The 18,325-nt window shown below is 59.4% G+C and carries 16 protein-coding genes; 8 read left to right on the top strand and 8 right to left on the bottom strand.

The features are described 5' to 3' along the window. From recF to mutM, 6 genes are all read right to left on the bottom strand, one after another. A partial coding sequence (gene recF, locus AC2FNN_RS18635; protein ID WP_496759950.1) for a DNA replication/repair protein RecF occupies positions 1–914 on the bottom strand: 914 nt, incomplete at its 3' end. A 59-nt stretch (positions 915–973) separates the two neighbouring features. Continuing rightward, positions 974–2,095: a DNA polymerase III subunit beta gene (dnaN, locus tag AC2FNN_RS18630; RefSeq protein ID WP_171617360.1), complete on the bottom strand. Its 1,122-nt coding sequence runs from the start codon at positions 2,093–2,095 to the stop codon at positions 974–976. 225 nt (positions 2,096–2,320) lie between these two features. Beyond that, positions 2,321–3,706 (bottom strand): chromosomal replication initiator protein DnaA, encoded by a 1,386-nt coding sequence (dnaA, locus tag AC2FNN_RS18625; RefSeq protein ID WP_170345655.1) that lies wholly within the window; start codon positions 3,704–3,706, stop codon positions 2,321–2,323. Positions 3,707–4,262: 556 nt separating this feature from the next. Continuing rightward, positions 4,263–4,526 (bottom strand): 30S ribosomal protein S20, encoded by a 264-nt coding sequence (rpsT, locus tag AC2FNN_RS18620; protein WP_170743071.1) that lies wholly within the window; start codon positions 4,524–4,526, stop codon positions 4,263–4,265. 221 nt (positions 4,527–4,747) lie between these two features. Then, entirely contained in the window at positions 4,748–5,524 is a 777-nt protein-coding gene (gene acuK, locus AC2FNN_RS18615) for an acryloyl-CoA hydratase (protein ID WP_117870917.1), read from the bottom strand. 66 nt (positions 5,525–5,590) lie between these two features. Next, positions 5,591–6,442: a bifunctional DNA-formamidopyrimidine glycosylase/DNA-(apurinic or apyrimidinic site) lyase gene (mutM, locus tag AC2FNN_RS18610; RefSeq protein ID WP_496759949.1), complete on the bottom strand. Its 852-nt coding sequence runs from the start codon at positions 6,440–6,442 to the stop codon at positions 5,591–5,593. 86 nt (positions 6,443–6,528) lie between these two features. Here mutM and ubiE point away from each other — a divergent pair, with 86 nt between their 5' ends. Next, entirely contained in the window at positions 6,529–7,281 is a 753-nt protein-coding gene (gene ubiE / locus AC2FNN_RS18605; protein ID WP_496759948.1) for a bifunctional demethylmenaquinone methyltransferase/2-methoxy-6-polyprenyl-1,4-benzoquinol methylase UbiE, read from the top strand. Between the two features lie 3 nt (positions 7,282–7,284). Next, positions 7,285–8,814: a 2-polyprenylphenol 6-hydroxylase gene (gene ubiB, locus AC2FNN_RS18600; protein WP_496759947.1), complete on the top strand. Its 1,530-nt coding sequence runs from the start codon at positions 7,285–7,287 to the stop codon at positions 8,812–8,814. A 95-nt stretch (positions 8,815–8,909) separates the two neighbouring features. On the opposite strand, the gene AC2FNN_RS18595 is transcribed toward ubiB, so the two are convergent. Then, the gene (locus tag AC2FNN_RS18595) at positions 8,910–10,085 is read right to left on the bottom strand and encodes an acetyl-CoA C-acyltransferase family protein (protein ID WP_496759946.1); all 1,176 of its coding nucleotides are present in this window, start codon (positions 10,083–10,085) and stop codon (positions 8,910–8,912) included. 116 nt (positions 10,086–10,201) lie between these two features. On the opposite strand from AC2FNN_RS18595, the gene AC2FNN_RS18590 reads away from it, so the two are divergent. The 6 genes from AC2FNN_RS18590 (at position 10,202) to AC2FNN_RS18565 (ending at position 15,838) form a co-directional block, all read left to right on the top strand. Next, positions 10,202–10,765, top strand: coding sequence for a helix-turn-helix domain-containing protein (locus tag AC2FNN_RS18590; RefSeq protein WP_496759945.1), 564 nt, complete (start codon positions 10,202–10,204; stop codon positions 10,763–10,765). A 110-nt stretch (positions 10,766–10,875) separates the two neighbouring features. Continuing rightward, positions 10,876–12,063 carry a glycine C-acetyltransferase gene (locus tag AC2FNN_RS18585; RefSeq protein WP_496759944.1) on the top strand — a complete coding sequence of 396 codons (1,188 nt, stop codon included), beginning with the start codon at positions 10,876–10,878 and terminating at the stop codon, positions 12,061–12,063. Continuing rightward, positions 12,060–13,010, top strand: coding sequence for a PLP-dependent cysteine synthase family protein (locus AC2FNN_RS18580; protein WP_496759943.1), 951 nt, complete (start codon positions 12,060–12,062; stop codon positions 13,008–13,010). The genes AC2FNN_RS18585 and AC2FNN_RS18580 overlap by 4 nt, the downstream gene beginning before the upstream one ends. A gap of 19 nt (positions 13,011–13,029) precedes the next feature. Next, positions 13,030–14,058: an L-threonine 3-dehydrogenase gene (tdh, locus tag AC2FNN_RS18575; RefSeq protein ID WP_496759951.1), complete on the top strand. Its 1,029-nt coding sequence runs from the start codon at positions 13,030–13,032 to the stop codon at positions 14,056–14,058. A 64-nt stretch (positions 14,059–14,122) separates the two neighbouring features. Then, positions 14,123–15,007, top strand: a complete 885-nt coding sequence (locus AC2FNN_RS18570; RefSeq protein WP_496759942.1) for a tryptophan 2,3-dioxygenase — start codon at positions 14,123–14,125, stop codon at positions 15,005–15,007. A gap of 3 nt (positions 15,008–15,010) precedes the next feature. Further along, the gene (locus tag AC2FNN_RS18565) at positions 15,011–15,838 is read left to right on the top strand and encodes an alpha/beta hydrolase (RefSeq protein WP_496759941.1); all 828 of its coding nucleotides are present in this window, start codon (positions 15,011–15,013) and stop codon (positions 15,836–15,838) included. Between the two features lie 68 nt (positions 15,839–15,906). On the opposite strand, the gene infB is transcribed toward AC2FNN_RS18565, so the two are convergent. Next, on the bottom strand, positions 15,907–18,325 hold a 2,419-nt coding region (gene infB, locus AC2FNN_RS18560; RefSeq protein WP_496759940.1), incomplete at its 5' end, for a translation initiation factor IF-2.

Genomic DNA, 18,325 nt, shown 5'->3' with positions numbered 1-18,325 from the left:
AATACGATCGGTGGCGCACCCACCATTGCGGCCAAAGCTCGGGCATTGGACAGGATCAATGAAACCAGCAGCGCCTTCTGCTCACCGGTGGAACAATCCTTGGCGGGAACACCCTTGGCGGCAAAGACGCCATACAAGTCTGACCGATGCGACCCAACCAAAGTCCGACCCGCAGCCAAGTCCCTGAACCGGCTTTCATTCAAAGCCTCGCGCAGATCCTCGGCCGTTTCTGGCATCGCGCCTTCGGTTTGCACCAATTCCAACTCGGCAGACGGAAAAGCCGTTTCCGCCTGATCCTGCGCCACTCGCAGATGGCGCAACGCCGCCAATCGCGCTGCGTGGATACGATGCCCCATCTCGGCCAGCTGACCCTCAAGCGCAGCATACCAATGCGCGTCCCGAACCTGCTCTTTCAGCAAACGGTTCCGTTCGCGCATTGCTTTTTCGTAAATCAGCGAGGCCTCCGCATGAGACGGATCGAAACTGAGCGCAATGCGATCAAGAAACCGGCGCCGGCCTTCGGCTCCTTCAATCCACAGGCGGTCCATGGATGGAACCAGCCAGACCACCCGTGCAAGTTTACCCAGATCAATCTGGGTGGCGGATTTTCCATCAATCCTCACCTGCCGTGCCGCACCGCCCTCCGACCAGGTTTCGATTTCGAAATTCTGACCCTGCGATTGCAACAGTCCCGACAGTTTCCAGCCCAACGCCTCGGGCCGCCGCGTCATCTCGGCCGCGCTCGCCCGCCGCATTCCGCGACCGGGTGAAAACAAGGATACCGCTTCCAGAATATTGGTCTTGCCCGCCCCGTTCGGCCCGTGAATCGCCACTGGCCGCCCGTCCAGAGACAACCGCGCCAGCTTGTGAGACCGAAAATGCGAGACCGTAAGCTCGGTCAGGGCCAATCCCATGACCCCTCCCTTCATCTTTTCAAAAATACTCCCGCCGGAGGCATCGCGCGTCCGCGCGATCAGACGCGCATTGGCATGACGACGTAAACTGCGCTCTGGTCATTGCCTTCGCGCATCAGGGTCGGGTCGCCAGCTGAATTGAACATGAACACCGCATTCTCTCGATCCACCTGAGACGCGATCTCCAGCAGATATTTGGCATTGAACCCGATCTCCAGACGCTCATCACCATAGGCAACGGCCAGTTCTTCCTCGGCCGCGCCACTGTCTGGAGCGTTCACCGACAGGACCAGCTTGTCGCCATCCAGTTGCAGCTTCACCGCACGCGAACGCTCGGAAGACACCGTTGCCACCCGGTCCACGGCCTGCGCGAACTCGGCGGCATCCACTTCCAGCTTGCGAGTATTTCCTTGCGGGATAACGCGTGTGTAGTCAGGAAATGTGCCGTCAATAACCTTCGAGGTCAGCGTGATATCCGGCGTGGCGAAGCGCACCTTGGTTTCGCTGACCGAAACGGCGATATCCATTTCATCATCGTCCAGCAGCTTGCGCAACTCGCCCACGGTCTTGCGCGGGACGATAACGCCCGGCATGCCCTCTGCACCATCCGGCAAATCGGCATCGATCCGAGCAAGCCGGTGACCGTCGGTGGCCACGCAGCGCAACACCTTGCCACCATCGGATCCGTCGGCCACATGCATGTAGACACCGTTCAGATAATACCGTGTCTCTTCTGTTGAGATTGCGAATTTCGACTTGTCGAACAACCGTCGCAGCAAGGCAGCCGAAGCCGTGAAATTTGATTGATACTCCGACGACGCCATGACCGGGAAATCCTCTTTCGGCAGCGTCGCCAGCGAGAAATTCGACCGACCCGCCTCAACCGTCAGACGCCCTGCCGCGCTGTCCGCGGTCAGCGTGACCAACGCTCCGTCGGGCAGTTTGCGCACGATCTCATGCAGGGTTGTTGCCGCAACGGTGGTGGCGCCGGCTTTCTCGACCTGCGCCGGGGCCTTGTCGACCACTTCGATATCCAGATCGGTCGCGCGAAACAGCGCCTGATCGCCTTCTGCCTCGATCAGGACATTCGCAAGTATGGGAATGGTATTGCGGCGTTCCACTACGGATTGGGCCTGCGAAACGGCCTTGAGAAGGGTGCCGCGTTCGATGCTGATCTTCATACCCTCAATTCCTCTGACTTGCGTACCGACATGGGCGGGACTGGCACGTTAGCGGTTCCACCCTGAGGCACAAGGATTTTTTACGGATTTCTGGGTTGGATTGCGTCCAGCGTCAAGGGCAGCGTGCCTGACAGGCACCAGTTCTGATCCAACCGTGGACTAATGCGCACAAGAAACGCCCCGGACCCAAGGAATCGGGGCGGTTTCCTGCATTACAGGCGCGGATCAGGCTTCAAGCGACCGGCGCAGCATTTCCACGTCTTCAGCGATCTGACCATCGGTCAGCTTCAACTCTTCAATGCGCTTGACACCGTGCATGACCGTCGTGTGATCGCGCCCGCCAAAACGGCGGCCGATCTCGGGCAGCGACCGGCTGGTCAACTGCTTGCATAGATACATCGCCACCTGACGCGGACGCGCGTAAGAGCGCAGGCGCTTCGGGCCGATGATGTCAGAGAGCCGGATGTTGTAATACTCGGAAACCTTCCGCTGGATCTCTTCAACGGTGATCTTGCGTTCCGAGGCGCGCAACACATCCGCCAGACAATCCTGCGTCAGTTCCATGTCGATCTCGCGACCAACCAGCGAGGCAAAAGCGAACAGCCGGGTCAAGGCACCTTCCAGCACCCGAACATTAGTCGAGATGCGATGCGCCAGGAATTCCAGAACACCATCGGCAATCGCCAAATCCGGATAGGATGAGCTGTATTGCTGCACCTTGTTCTGCAAAATGCCCAGACGCAGTTCATAATCGGTCGGGTGCAGGTCAACCACCAGACCACATTGCAGGCGGGATTTCACCCGATCTTCCAGATCCTTGATCTCACCCGGGGCGCGATCGGCCGAGATGATGATCTGTTTATTCTGATCCACCAGCGCGTTGAACGTGTGGAAAAACTCTTCCTGAGTGGAATCCTTGCCGGCGATGAACTGCACATCGTCAACCATCAAAACGTCAACCGAACGGAACAGGTGTTTGAAATCCATCATCCGACGCTCGCGCAGGGCCTGCACGAACCGGTACATGAACTGTTCCGCTGACAGGTACAGAACGTTCAGTTCCGGATGTTTGGTTTTCAGCTCCCATGCAATGGCGTGCATCAAGTGGGTCTTACCCAGCCCCACACCGCCGTACAGAACCAGTGGATTGAAGGTCACCGGCCCGCCCTCGGATACCCGACGCGCGGCCGCGTGGGCCAGTTCATTGGGCTTGCCGACGACAAAACTGTCAAAGGTAAAGCGTGAATCCAACGGGGCGGCCTGAAGCGATTCCAATGTATCCTGCGCCGGGTCTTCGCTCGGCGCGGCGACAGGTTCAGGCTTTGCCACCGGCGGCGTATCAACAGCTGGCTTGGGCCGTGCAGGCGAGTTTGCGGCGACACGGAAATCCAGTCGCTGCACAGTTTCACCTGCGGTGTTCAGCTCGTATAAAATGAGGTCGGCAAAATTCTGGCTGACGTAATTGCCCATGAAATTGGTCGGCACCGAGAAAACCGCCACGCCGTCCTGAAGCTCCTTGAATTCCAAAGGCTCGATCCAGGTCGTATAATTGTTCCGACCGATGGCCTTCAGCAACTTGTTACGCAGTAGTCCCCATTTTTCTTGTGTCATTAAGCGCCTCACGCATCCCATTCTTATTGGCCTGTCAGCCTTATTCATACGAAGCCGGTTTCCCGGAGCTGTATTCACACGCGATAGATATCCAGTCGCCAAACCAGACAGCTTGACGGGACCATCCCGAAGTGCTCGGCAACCCCCAATTCTGACGCTCAGCAATAACGGAACGTCCCGATAATCGGGTTGCACGTCGCAATCTCAATTTTTAGACAGGGCCAAGATCACCGGGTTTATTCCGGCTTCCATGGCAGATCGGCAGCCTGGCTCTAGCCAGTCGTCGACAATTGTCCCCAGATCGCTCTGATGCCCGTCAGTTCGATCGGGAAAACAGCCTGTCCCCCCAAGCGAGTGAATCGCTGACATCAGTCGTAGCAATTCCGAGAGGGGCGCGGCAACGAAACTCTGATATTGACTCGGGTCTTTGGGCGAAAGAATCTCTCGGTTTCGTGAAGGCGCGGTTTTCTGGCAACACGAAAAAAGGCGCCGTGATGCACGACGCCTTTTCAGAATGGTTCAGCCTTTCTGACGTGACCTTGGGTCACCCAAAAGCTTAGCCCAGCGCTTTGACGCGCGCGGACAGGCGCGACATTTTACGGGCGGCGGTGTTCTTGTGGAAAACACCCTTGGTAACGCCGCGCATCAGCTCGGGCTGAGCTGCACGCAGGGCAGCAGTCGCCGCGTCCTTGTCACCGGATGCGATCGCTTCTTCGACTTTACGCAGATAGGTGCGGATGCGCGAACGACGCGCTTTGTTGATTGCAAAACGCTTGTCGTTCTGACGCGCGCGTTTTTTTGCCTGAGGCGAGTTTGCCATGTGAATCTGACCTTCGTTCGGTACGTTAATCTTGGGTTGCGCGCCACGGATATATCCGCACCGGATCAGAAATCACGAGTGTGAGTCGGGCCAAGCGGGCCGCACGCGCATGTATAACGGGGGTCTTTAGCCAAGTTCACAGAGATTGCCAAGTTGATTCTTAGAACCATGGCCAAGAATATGGGGCGGGCTAAAGCCACCCGCCACACTGGTCCCGCGCTTTACTTGTCGCGGAATTGCGCCGTGCGCTTTTCCAGGAACGCGGCCATGCCTTCCTTCTGATCTTCGGTTGCGAACATCGAGTGGAAGACGCGACGCTCGAACAACATGCCTTCACTCAGCGGAAGCTCGTAGCTGCGGTTCACCGCTTCTTTCGCGGCCATTGCGGTCAGCTGCGATTTCTCGGCAATCTTCTGTGCTGCACTCACTGCCTCTTCGATCAGCTTCTTGGCCGGCACCACCCGGCTGACGAGACCCGCACGCTCGGCTTCGTCGGCATCCATGAAACGCCCTGTCAGGTTCATGTCCATCGATTTGGATTTACCCACAAATCGAGTCAGGCGCTGACTTCCACCCAGACCGGCAATGACGCCAAGATTGATCTCGGGCTGGCCAAATTTCGCGGTGTCCGCCGCGATGATGAAATCGCACAGCATGGCAAGTTCACAGCCACCGCCCAGCGCATAGCCCGCAACGGCCGCAATGATCGGTTTGCGAATCGCGGTCACACGATCATTCGCATCGGCAAAAAGGTTGATGTTGTAGACGTCGACAAAACTCATCTCGGACATTTCCTTGATGTCCGCGCCGGCGGCGAAGGCCTTGTCCGATCCGGTTATAACGATGCAGCGCACCTTGTCATTGCTGTCCGCATCTTCCAGCGCGGTGCAGAGCTCACCCAGCAACTGGGTGTTCAACGCGTTCAGCGCATCCGGTCGGTTGAGTTTGATAAGTGCGACGTGGTCTTCGATTTCGACGATGATCGTCTCAAAAGCCATGAGGAGAAAGCTTCCGGTTGTTCCGTTCAGGTACGATTCCTTACCACGCGAAAAACTTGGATCAAGCTATCTTTGGCATTGCGCACAATAGAAGGATGAGCGACCGGACTGGGTGATTCTCTTGATCGGCGCTCCGCACCCTTCGGTCCGGCAGGCCTCGCCCTCGCGGCCATAGACATCAAACTTGTGCTGAAAATATCCAAGTTCTCCATCGGCTTGGCGGAAATCCCGCAGCGAAGACCCTCCGGCTTCGATGGCGTCCTGCAACACCTGCCGGATGATCGGAACAAGCGCCGCCACGCGGGGTGCGGAAATCTGTCCGGCTTTGCGACGTGGCGACACTCGGCCGCGATAAAGAGCTTCGCAAACATAGATATTGCCCAGACCGGCAACGATTCCCTGATCCAGCAGGGCGGATTTGACAGGGGTGTTCTTGCCTTTGAACGCCTCGATCAAGTGTTTGTCGTGAAAATCGTTGCCCAAGGGTTCAGGCCCCAGAACCGACAGCAGCTTGTGATCTTCGGCGTTGGCCGTTTGCATCAGGTCCATCGCGCCAAACCGGCGGGGATCGTTGAAGGTGATGCGCGCGCCATTGGCCATATGAAAGACCACATGGTCGTGTTTTTGCACGGCGGGATGGTTATGGACGAACTGCCCCAACGGGTCGCCCGACACCGTCATCCGCCCCGACATGCCCAGGTGGATCAACAGCGTGTCACCGCTGCTCAGATCTGCAAGGATGTATTTCGACCGCCGCCGCAACCGCTCTACCCGCTGCCCGGTCAGCCGTTCGGCCATACGTTCGGGGAATGGCCAGCGCAAATCGGGGCGATTCACATCAGCCCGTTCGATCACGACCCCTTCCATGGCAGGACTCAGGCCGCGTCTTACTGTCTCGACCTCGGGTAATTCGGGCATTACAGGGCTCCTAATTCAAAGGGCCGCATTGTGCCCGCCTCTCTTGGCCCTATAACAGAGGCGAAATTCGACAAACGGCAAGGCAAATGTCCGACAACATCGACAAGACCACTCATTTCGGGTTTGAAACCGTGCGCGAGGCTGAAAAAGCCGGGCGCGTGCAGGGCGTTTTCAACTCGGTTGCCTCGAAATACGATGTGATGAACGATGTCATGTCGATGGGCATCCACCGGGTCTGGAAGGACGCGATGATGGACTGGCTGGCGCCGCGCCCCGGCCAGCGGCTGCTGGACGTGGCCGGCGGTACGGGCGACATCTCGTTCCGATTCCTCAAGCGCGCGGGCCATGGCCACGCCACTGTGCTGGACCTGACCGAGCCGATGCTGGTCGAAGGTCGCCAACGCGCCGAGGCAGATCAGATGTCGGACAGTCTGAACTGGGTCGTGGGCGACGCCATGGCCCTGCCCTTCGAAGACAGTACATTCGATGTTTACACGATCTCGTTCGGCATTCGGAACGTCACCCGCCCGCAAGAAGCTTTGAACGAGGCTTACCGCGTGCTGAAACCCGGTGGCCGTCTGATGGTGCTGGAATTCAGCCAGCTGCCAAATGAAGGGCTGCAAAAGCTCTATGACCTTTACAGCTTCAACGTCATCCCGCGCATGGGAAAGCTGATCGCCAATGACTATGACAGCTATCAGTACCTGGTCGAATCGATCCGGAAATTTCCCGATCAGGAAACGTTTCTGAACATGGTTCGCGCCGCAGGTTTCGAGAACGCCAAGTACCGAAACCTGAGCATGGGCATCGCCGCGCTGCATTCCGGCTGGAAGATCTGACACATGCGAGGTCCCCATAACATCATCCGCCTGATCCGCACAGGCGCAACGCTCGAGCGCACAGGCGCCATGAACGTGGTGCTGGATGCGTTCGAAGCCCCGCGCGCCGTTCGCATCCTGGCCCACGCATTGGGCAAACCCTTTCAATGGCTTGGCTACAGGGGCGACCCCGGTATGCCAGCGGCCACGCGCGCCCTGACGGCGCTTGGCCCTGCCTATATCAAATTCGGGCAAGTGCTTTCGACCCGCCCTGACGTCGTCGGAAATGAACTGGCCGAGCAACTGCGCGTTCTGCAAGACAAGCTGCCCCCTTTCTCCAAAGCCGGCGCAATGGCCGAAGTCGAGAAAGAACTGGGTCAGCCGATCTCGGAGATGTTCAGCGAATTCAGCGAACCGATTGCCGCTGCCTCGATTGCGCAGGTTCACAAGGCCAAGCTGACCAGCACGGGCGAGGATGTTGCAGTGAAAGTCCTGCGCCCGGGGATCGAACGCGCGTTCCGCAAAGATGTCGATGCGTTCTATTTCGCCGCCCGGATCGTCCAGCTCTTCGCCCCCGGCGCGCGCCGTCTGCGACCGGTGGAGGTGATCGAGCATTTCGACGGTGTCGTGCGCGGCGAACTGGATCTGCGTCTGGAAAGCGCGGCGGCCTCCGAATATGCCGCCAACACCAAGGACGACACCGGCTTCTGGCTGCCCCCCGTTGTATGGTCACTGTCCGCGCGACGCGTCATGACGCTCAGTTGGGCGGACGGGATCGCGCTGGGTGACAATGATGCTCTGGATGCCGCGGGTCACAACCGCAATGATCTGGCCGAACGTGTCCTGCGCCTGTTCCTTCTCCATGCCCTGCGCGACGGCTTTTTCCACGCCGACATGCACCAGGGCAACCTGAAGGTCGCCGCGAACGGAGACATCATAGCCTATGACTACGGCATCATGGGGCATATCGATGAATACACGCGCCGGGTCTATGCCGAAATCCTGTTCGGCTTCATCCGCCGTGACTACAAACGCGTGGCCGAGGTGCATTTCGAAGCCGGCTATGTTCCCGCCAATCAGGACGTGGACGAGTTCGCCCGTGCTCTGCGTGCCGTGGGCGAGCCGATCTTTGGCATGGATGCCACGCATATTTCCATGGGGCGGTTGCTGAGTTATCTGTTCGAAGTGACCGAACGGTTCGGGATGGAAACCCGAACCGAGTTGATCCTGCTGCAACGCACCATGGTTGTCGTCGAAGGCGTCGCGCGCTCACTCGATCCTCATATGAACATCTGGGAAGTCGCCCGCCCCGTGGTCGAAGACTACATCAAACAATCCATTGGCCCCCGGGCAGCCCTGCGTGATTTTGGGAAAACCGCAATGGTGCTGGCCCGCTTCGGCCCGCGTCTGCCGGCACTGGTTGAAAACGCACTGATCGCGCAGACACAGAAGGACGAACCGCAGACGCCCACCTTTTGGTCCTTTGCTCTGCCCGCCACGATTGGCGCCGCAGCAGGTGCAGCGCTGGTCTTGCTGGTCAACGCGCTCAGCTGAACCAACCCGCCTGCTTCATCTGACCACAAATATCCTCGGGGGGAATCGCGCCCTGGCACGATGGGGGGCAGACAGCCCCCCGCACCCCTTTCGGGTCAGAGCCGCTCGATGGCGATGGCAATCCCCTGACCGCCCCCGATGCACATGGTGATCAACCCTTTGGACCCGCCGGTACGTTCCAGCTCGTACAGTGCTTTCAGCGTGATGATCGCACCCGTGGCCCCCACCGGATGCCCCAACGCAATCGCACCGCCGTTGGGGTTCACCTTGCTCGCGTCCAATCCAAGTTCCTGATTCACGGCCAAAGCCTGCGCTGCGAAGGCTTCATTGCTTTCGATCACGTCGAAATCTTCCGCTGACAGACCCGTCTTCTTCAACAGGTTTTGCACAGCCGGAACCGGACCGATGCCCATGACTTCCGGCCGCACGCCTGCATGCGCATAACCAATCACGCGTGCTTTCGGTTTCAGACCGGCCCTTTCGGCCGCATCCGCTGTCGCCAGCACCATCGCCGCCGCCCCGTCATTGATACCCGAGGCATTCCCGGCCGTCACACGCCCGTCCTTCTTGAACACCGGGCGCAGACCGGCCAACGCTTCGGCGGTCGTCGCCTTTGGGTGCTCGTCGACTTTGAAATCAACCATGTCCCGCTTGACCTTGACCTGTACCGGAGTGATCTGGCTGTCGAAGAACCCGGCCTCAATCGCCGCTGCCGCGCGTGTCTGGCTGTCCAATGCGAACGCATCCATCTGTTCGCGGCTGATTTGATGCTCATCCGCCACGTTTTCGGCCGTCACCCCCATATGTCCGGTGCCAAAGGGGCAGTTCAACGCGCCCAGCATCATGTCCAGCGCGGTGACGTCGCCCATCTTTGCGCCCCAGCGCGCCTGCGGAACAATATAGGGGCTTCGGGACATGCTCTCTGCTCCGCCTGCCACCGCAAAGTCAGCATCGCCCAGCATCAGGGACTGCATGGCTGACACGATCGCCTGCGCGCCCGATCCGCACAGGCGGTTCACGTTCATGGCCGGCGTACCATTGGGAATGCCCGCCTGCATCGCGGCGACGCGCGACAGATACATGTCACGCGGTTCAGTGTTGATCACATGACCGAGCACCACATGCCCGATCTGCGCCCCCTCAACCCCCGATCGCTCAAGCGCCGCTTCGGTCGCGACAGTGGCCAGATCAATCGGCGCGGTTGAAGCCAGCGCACCACCAAAGGTGCCAATTGCGGTGCGGGCACCGTCGAGAATAACGATATCGCTCATGAGCTACTCCTCCTGAATTTCGCTGCATTATGCATGCGCAGAATGGCACTGTCGCCCCAGACGTCCCGTCACGGTGGGAATTGACATTGCGTTGCGCAACCCCCATGGATTCCGTCATGACGGAAGACACAGACGATATCCTGAACCTCCTGCCCGCCCGCCTGAAAGAGGCACGACGCGCCAAGGGCCTGTCCCTGGAAGCGGTCGCCAACCTCAGCGGTGTGTCCCGGTCCATGGTCAGTCAGATCGAACGCGGAGAAAGCAGCCCGACGATCTCGACCTTGTGGAACCTGACACGCGCCTTGCAGGTGGATTTCGCCGGTCTCTTGGAGGGCACAAAGGCCACGGACGAGATCGAGGTGCTCAGAAACTCCGAAGTGCCCAGCATCGACAATATGGGGCAAAACTGCCGAATTCGCATCCTGTCACCACCGGAAGAGGCCGGGGGTCATGAAGTCTATGATATCGAATTCGACGTGGACGGGGCCCTGAACAGTCAACCCCACGCCCGCGGTGCCCGTGAACAGCTCACCGTGCTGGAAGGCGCGGTCAAGGTCACTTCAGGCAATGCGGTGTCCGAGTTGAATCAGGGGGACACGGCCCGATACGCCGCCGACATTGCGCATTCGATCTGTGCCCAAGGGCCAGCCCGAGTATTTCTGATCGTAAAAAACGCCTGACATCCGCGAAATTCCACCTTCACGGATTTTTTTCCTTCATATTGAATTTCCCCTATTTGGGAATTTCATCCGCTATGTTAGATGTGCGACTCAGTTGAACGGAGGTCGCCATGGCAGATGCATTCCTGTCCCATATCACGGACACACTTGCGCAGATCGAATCTGAGGGTCTTTACAAACGCGAACGAATGATCACCTCGCCTCAGGGCGGTGAGATTACTGTGGGCGGCAAGCAGGTGATCAACCTCTGTGCCAACAACTATCTGGGTCTGGCGGATCACCCGGCGCTGATCGAGGCCGCGACACAAGCGATGGGGCCCAAGGGATTCGGCATGGCGTCGGTTCGGTTCATCTGTGGCACGCAAGACATTCATCGCGAACTGGAACAACGTCTTGCCAATTTCCTGAACAAGGACGACTCCATCCTCTTTGCCGCCTGTTTCGACGCCAATGGCGGGCTGTTTGAACCTCTGCTGGGACCGGAAGACGCCATCATTTCGGACAGCCTGAACCACGCCTCGATCATCGACGGCGTGCGGCTGTGCAAGGCCAAACGCTATCGCTATCTGAACAACGACATGAATGACCTCGAAGCCTGGCTGAAACAGGCGCGCGAGGACGGGGCGCGGCATATCATGATCGCCACCGATGGCGTGTTCTCGATGGACGGCTATCTGGCCAACCTGCCGAAAATCAGGGAACTGGCCGATAGATACGATGCGATTGTCATGGTGGACGATTGCCATGCGACCGGCTTCATGGGGCCGAACGGGGCCGGCACACCCGATCATTTCGGCGTCGATGTGGATATTCTGACGGGAACCCTGGGCAAAGCACTTGGGGGGGCAATCGGCGGCTATATCGCCGGGCCGCAGCCAGTGATCGACCTGCTGCGGCAGCGGGCGCGGCCCTATCTGTTCTCAAACTCGCTGCCGCCCTCGATCGTCGCTGCCGGGTTGGAGGCGATCCGTCTTGTCGAAGAAGGCGACATGCTGCGCGCGCAACTGTTTGGCAACGCCAAGTATTGGCGCGCTGGCTTGGAAAAGCTTGGTTTTGACCTGCTGCCCGGGGAACACCCGATCATCCCGGTGATGCTGGGTGAGGCGACGCTGGCACAAGACATGGCATCACGGCTGTTCGACGAAGGCGTCTATGTTTCGGGCTTCTTCTTTCCGGTCGTCCCACGCGGGCAAGCGCGGATCAGAACGCAGATGAATGCGGCTCTGACCAGGGATGAACTGGACCGCGCCCTGTCCGCATTTGGCAAGGTCGGCAAAGAGCTGGGGGTCATCGGATGATCCTTCCATCGGTCATCGATGTGATCGGCGACACCCCCATGGTCGAACTGTCGCGCGTGTGTGCCCGGCAAAAGCTGAACGGGCGTATCATCGCCAAGCTTGACTATTTGCTGCCAGGATCTTCGAAAAAGGACCGCGCGGCGAAGTCCATCATCGAAACGGCGCGCGCAGACGGGACTTTGTCATCGGGGCAAACGGTGGTCGAGCTGACCTCGGGCAACATGGGCACCGGGCTGGCCATAGTCTGCGGCATTCTGGGCCATCCTTTCGTGGCGGTCATGAGCGCCGGAAACTCGGTCGAACGCGCACGTATGATGCGGGCCTTGGGGGCCGAAGTTGTCATCGTGCCCCAGGCCCCCGGCAGCAAACCCGGCGAAGTCTCTGGTGCCGATCTTGAACTGGTCGATGTCGAGGCGAAACGCATCACAGCCGAACGCAACGCGTTTCGTGCGGACCAGTTTGGTCATTCGGGAAACCCCAAGGCCCACGAAACCGGAACCGGGCCCGAGATCTGGGCGCAATCCAAAGGCACCGTCACGGCATTCTGCGACTTTGCAGGATCGGGCGGAACGCTGGCCGGAGCGGCAGAGTATCTGAACCGGCGCGGCGTGCGGTGCTATGCCGTGGAACCTGCGGGCGCGCGCGCTTTGGCCGGTGAGCCGGTTTCGACCCCGGACCATCCCATTCAGGGTGGCGGTTACGCCATGGGTGATCTGGTGCATTTGATGGATAGCCAATTGGCCGGACATCTTGCTGTTACGGGAAAGGCCGCGCGGGATTGTGCCCGACTTCTGGCCCGGACCGAGGGGATATTCGCCGGCTATTCGGCAGGCGCGAACCTTGCCGCGGCAATTGAACTGCTGCGCGGCCCCGAGGAAGGCGGCTGTGTCGCCATCGTCATGTGTGACAGCGGCCTGAAATATCTGTCGACCGATTTGTGGGAGTAAACGCATGCGACCCAACACAATGAAAGCACTGGAAAAATCCAAACCCGAAGAAGGGCTGTGGATGGTGCAGGCCCCGATCCCCGAAATTGGCCCAGATGATGTGCTGATCCGTATCAACAAGACGGGCATCTGCGGCACCGACATCCATATCTGGAACTGGGACGAGTGGGCGTCTCATACCGTGCCGGTTCCGATGATCACTGGCCATGAGTTTGCCGGAGAGATCGTCGAGATCGGGCGCAACGTGACAGGGCTTGAAATCGGCCAGCGATGTTCGGGCGAGGGCCATCTGATCACCACCGACAGCCGCCAGAGCCGCGCCGGAAAGTTTCACCTGGATCCGGGCACACGGGGCATTGGAGTGAACGAACAGGGCGCATTTGCCGAGTATCTGAAACTGCCTGCCTTCAACGTGGTTCCCTTGCCCGACGACATACCGGATGAGATCGGAGCCATCCTCGATCCGCTGGGCAATGCTGTGCATACTGCCCTCAGCTTTGATTTGCTGGGCGAGGATGTTCTGATCACGGGTGCGGGCCCCATCGGCATCATGGCCGCTGCCGTTGCTCGTCACGCGGGCGCGCGCAACGTGGTCATCACCGACATCAACGCTGACCGATTGAAGCTGGCCGAACATGTGGTTCCTTCCGTGCGGACCGTCGATGTATCCACCGAGGAATTGCGGGATGTCGTCGCCGAGCTTGGGATGAAGGAAGGGTTCGATGTCGGGCTTGAAATGTCCGGCTCGCAAGCCGCCCTGGACCAGATGGTCGAAGCCTTGGTGATGGGTGGAAAGATCGCGTTGCTGGGGATTCCACCGGGCAAATCCCCGGTTGACTGGTCGCGCATCGTGTTCAAGGCGATCACGATCAAGGGGGTCTATGGGCGTGAGATGTTCGAGACGTGGTACAAGATGATCGCCATGCTGCAAAACGGTCTGGATGTGTCCCGTGTGATCACGCACCGCTTTGCGGTTGATGATTTTGCCAAAGGGTTTTCCGCGATGGAATCAGGCCTGTCCGGCAAGGTTGTTTTGGACTGGATCTAACGCGCTGGAAAGTTGCGGCCTCAGCCCCTAGACAGGTGCAGAACTTGCACAAGGGAGGCATGAGATGGGCGAGAACAAAGACGATCGTCTGTTGCAGCGGGGGGTCGAAGACACCCTGGTCACTGATTTCACCGAAACGCACCGCAAAAGCTATGGCGACTTCCTGCAACTGAAGACGCTGCTGAACCTGCAAAAAACCTTTCAGGACCCCGCACAACCTGACGAGATGCTGTTCATCATCATTCATCAAGTCAGTGAGCTGTGGCTGAAACTGATGCATCACCAACTGGTCGAGGTCCGCCGGTTCCTGCAACAAGACGAATTCGGACCCGCCATGAAAAACCTCGACCGCATCAAGGCCATTCAACGGCAATTGATTGCGGCCTGGGAAACCCTGCTGACCATGACGCCGGCCGACTATATGACGTTTCGGCAGGCCCTCGGCAGCTCTTCCGGGTTTCAAAGCTATGGGTACAGGCAGATCGAGTTCATTCTGGGCAACAAGGATGCCTCGACCCTGAAAGTGCACGAGCATGACCCTGAGGTAATGCAGATGCTGAATGCCGCCCTGACCAAACCGTCCCTGTATGACGAAGTGTTGCACATGCTGGCCCGACAGGGGTTCGACGTTCCAAGGGACTTGATCGAGCGGGATTACTCCGAGCCGTATTCCGGTGATCCGCGCGCGGTTCAGATCTGGGTCGACGTGTTCCGCAACACGGACAAATATTGGGATCTGTATGCGCTGGCCGAAAAACTCATGGACGTGGAAAGCCTGTTTCAACGCTGGCGCTTTGACCACGCCACCGCAGTTGAACGTGTGATCGGAATGCAACCCGGTACCGGAGGTTCCAGCGGCGTGGCTTTCTTGCGAAAGGCGCTTGAGTTGCGGTTCTTCCATGACCTCTATGATGTTCGGACGGAACTGATGTACAGCGGGCAGGGCTGAGCCATGCTGTATCGCGGATTTTCACAAGCCGAACTGGAGCGGGAATACTCTCCCAGTTCGATGATCGGTGGCGACCTGACCCCTTATCTGGTCAGCTATCAGACGCTGAGTGCGCAAGCCCGTGCCGAGCTGCCCGTTCAGGCCAACCTGGCCTATGGCAACACCCCGGCCCAGGTGCTGGATTTCTTTCCCGCGAAGGGGGCCGGCGCCCCGTTGCATGTCTTTATTCACGGTGGGTATTGGAAGGATCTCAGCCAGCGCGAATCGGCCATGATGGCCCCGGCGCTGATCGAAGCCGAGCAATCCTTTGCCACCTTGAACTACACGCTTGCCCCGGATGCGCGGCTGGATCAAATGGTCGACGAATGCCGCGACGCCCTTCTGTGGCTTGCGTCACAGGCCGGGGCACTGGGATTCGACCCGACACGGATCACCTTGTCAGGGCACAGTGCCGGCGCCCACCTGGCAAGCATGGTCATGGCAAATTCGGCCGGCGCATTGGCCCGCGCCGGGCTACGCGTGCGTGACGTGCTTCTGATCAGCGGTGTTTATGATCTGGAACCCATCAGTTTGACATCCGTGAATGATCCGCTGCACCTGACCCCGGTCGAAGTGAACGATCTGTCCCCGATCCGCAACCTGCCCCCACCGGGCCCCCGCTATCATGTATCAGTGGGGGAACGGGACACCGGCGAATTCATTCGTCAAAGCCGCGACTACGCGGAACGGCTGCGCAAGGCCGGGCACTCGGTCAGCTTTGCATTGAAACACGGAATGCACCATTTCGACATCATCCTGCATTCCGGGACATTCCTGCCCGACGCGCAATGAGGCATTTTTCAAACAAAAACAGCGGCCCAATCGGTGCCGCTGTTTTTTTGAGTCCATCCCGCTTCGGATCAATCCAGGGTGCGGGTAACCTCTTCGCGCTCGAAGATCTCGATCACGTCGCCTGCGCGGATATCGTCGTAGTTCTCGAACGCCATACCGCATTCCTGACCCGACTGGACCTCGGCCACTTCGTCTTTGAAGCGCTTCAACGTCTTCAGCGTGCCTTCGTGGATCACCACGTTGTCGCGCAGCAGGCGAACGCCTGCCGAACGGCGCGCAACGCCTTCGGTAACCAGACAGCCGGCAACCTTGCCAACGCCGGTAACCTTGAAGACTTCGCGGATCTCGGCATAGCCGATGAACTTCTCGCGGATCTCGGCGCTCAGCAGGCCGGATGCGGCCGCTTTCACGTCGTCGACCAGATCATAGATCACCGAGTAATAGCGGATCTCGACACCCTTTTGGTTCGCCGTGTTCCGCGCCGATGCGTTGGCACGAACGTTGAAGCCAAAGATTGGTGCACCCGAGGCTTCGGCAAGGCCGACATCCGTCTCGGTGATTGCACCAACGCCCGAGTGCAGCACGCGTACGCGCACCTCTTCATTGCCGATTTTCTCCATCGCCTGAACGATGGCCTCGGCAGACCCCTGCACGTCCGCTTTCATCAGAATCGGCAGCTCGGTGACATTTTCGTCTTCCTTGGCCTTCTGCATCAGCTGCTCAAGGGTGGTTGCGGCACCAGCGGCGGCGCGTTTGTCCTTGGCCGCCTGCTCGCGGTATTCGGCGATCTCGCGGGCCTGCGCTTCGGTCTCGGTCACGTTCAGAACGTCGCCCGCTTCAGGCGTACCATTCAAGCCCAGAACCTCGACCGGAACCGAGGGGCCAGCTTCCTTGACGCGGTCGCCTTTGTCGTTGATCAGCGCACGGACCTTACCGTACTGCTCACCCACAACGAAGATATCACCCTGACGCAATGTGCCGTTCTGAACCAGAACCGTGGCGACCGGGCCACGACCCACGTCCAGCTGCGCCTCGATCACGGCACCTTGGGCGGCGCGGTTCGGGTTTGCCTTCAGTTCCAGAATCTCGGCCTGAAGCGCGATGGCTTCCAGCAGCTCGTCCAGACCCTGACCGGTGATGGCGGACACTTCGACGTCTTGGACCTCACCCGACATTTTCTCAACGATCACTTCGTGTTGAAGCAGATCGGTACGGACCTTGTCCGGGTTTGCATCCGGCTTGTCGACCTTGTTGATCGCCACGATCATGGGCACTTCGGCCGCTTTCGCGTGGTTGATCGCTTCGATCGTCTGCGGCATCACCGCGTCGTCAGCCGCGACGACCAGAACCACGATATCCGTAACCTGAGCACCGCGCGAACGCATCGACGTAAACGCCGCGTGGCCCGGAGTATCGAGGAAGGTCAGCGTGGTGCCGCCATCGGTTTTTACCTGATACGCACCGATGTGCTGGGTGATGCCACCGGCCTCGCCCGCCACAACGCGCGCGTCGCGGATTGCGTCCAGCAGCGAGGTCTTGCCGTGGTCGACGTGACCCATGATAGTGATGACCGGCGGACGCGGCCGCAGATCGTCTTCGCTGTCTTCGACCTCTTTGATGACGTCTTCAACATCCGAATCGGATACACGAGTGACCTTGTGGCCAAATTCTTCGATGATAAGTTCCGCAGTGTCTGCGTCGATGGTCTGGTTCTGCGTGACCATCATGCCCATCTGCATCAGCGATTTGACCACGTCAGCCACACGCTCGGCCATACGGTTGGCCAGTTCCGAGACCATGATCGCCTCGGGCAGCTGTACGTCGCGGATCACCTTTTCCCGTTCAACGGTACCGCCCATGGCTTTCTGACGCGCACGCTCCTGCTTGCGCTTCATCGCGGCCATCGAGCGCTGACGGTTGCCTTCGCCACCGGTCGCCTGACCCAGAGTCAGCTTGCCCGAACGGCGGTTGTCGTCGCGTCCTTTGCCACGACCACGCTGTTCACGTTCGCGGTCCTGTTTGCGCGGCGTGGCTGCCGGCGCAGGTTTGGTGGCCGGGGCGCGAGCCGCTTTGGGCTCTTCCGGTGCGGGCGCGGCAGCGGCGCGTTTGGCGGCTTCTTCCGCCTCTTTGCGCTTGCGTTCTTCTTCCTCAGCCTTCTGACGCGCTCGCTCTTCGGCTTCGCGCTGTTCGCGTTCTTTGGCTTCCTGCTCCGCACGGCGGCGTGCGCGCTCTTCTTCGCGCGCCTTTTCAGCAGCCTCGCGCGCCGCGGCCTCTTCGGCCTCACGCGCTTTGGCCGCTTGCAACGCCTTCATGCGGCGCGCCATTTCCGCATCGGAAATGCCCGCAGGACGACGCGACGGATCACCCGAAGGTGCAGCACCGCCACCCGGCTTTGCTGCGCCCGGCTTGGGAACCACCACGCGTTTGCGTTTGGTTTCCACCACGACATTCTTGGTGCGTCCGTGGCTGAAACTCTGTTTCACATTT

This window comes from Ruegeria sp. BHSA118 (genome assembly GCF_059613405.1).
The sequence above is the reverse complement of the archived record's forward strand: the minus strand, read 5'-3'. Positions and strand labels throughout refer to the sequence as shown.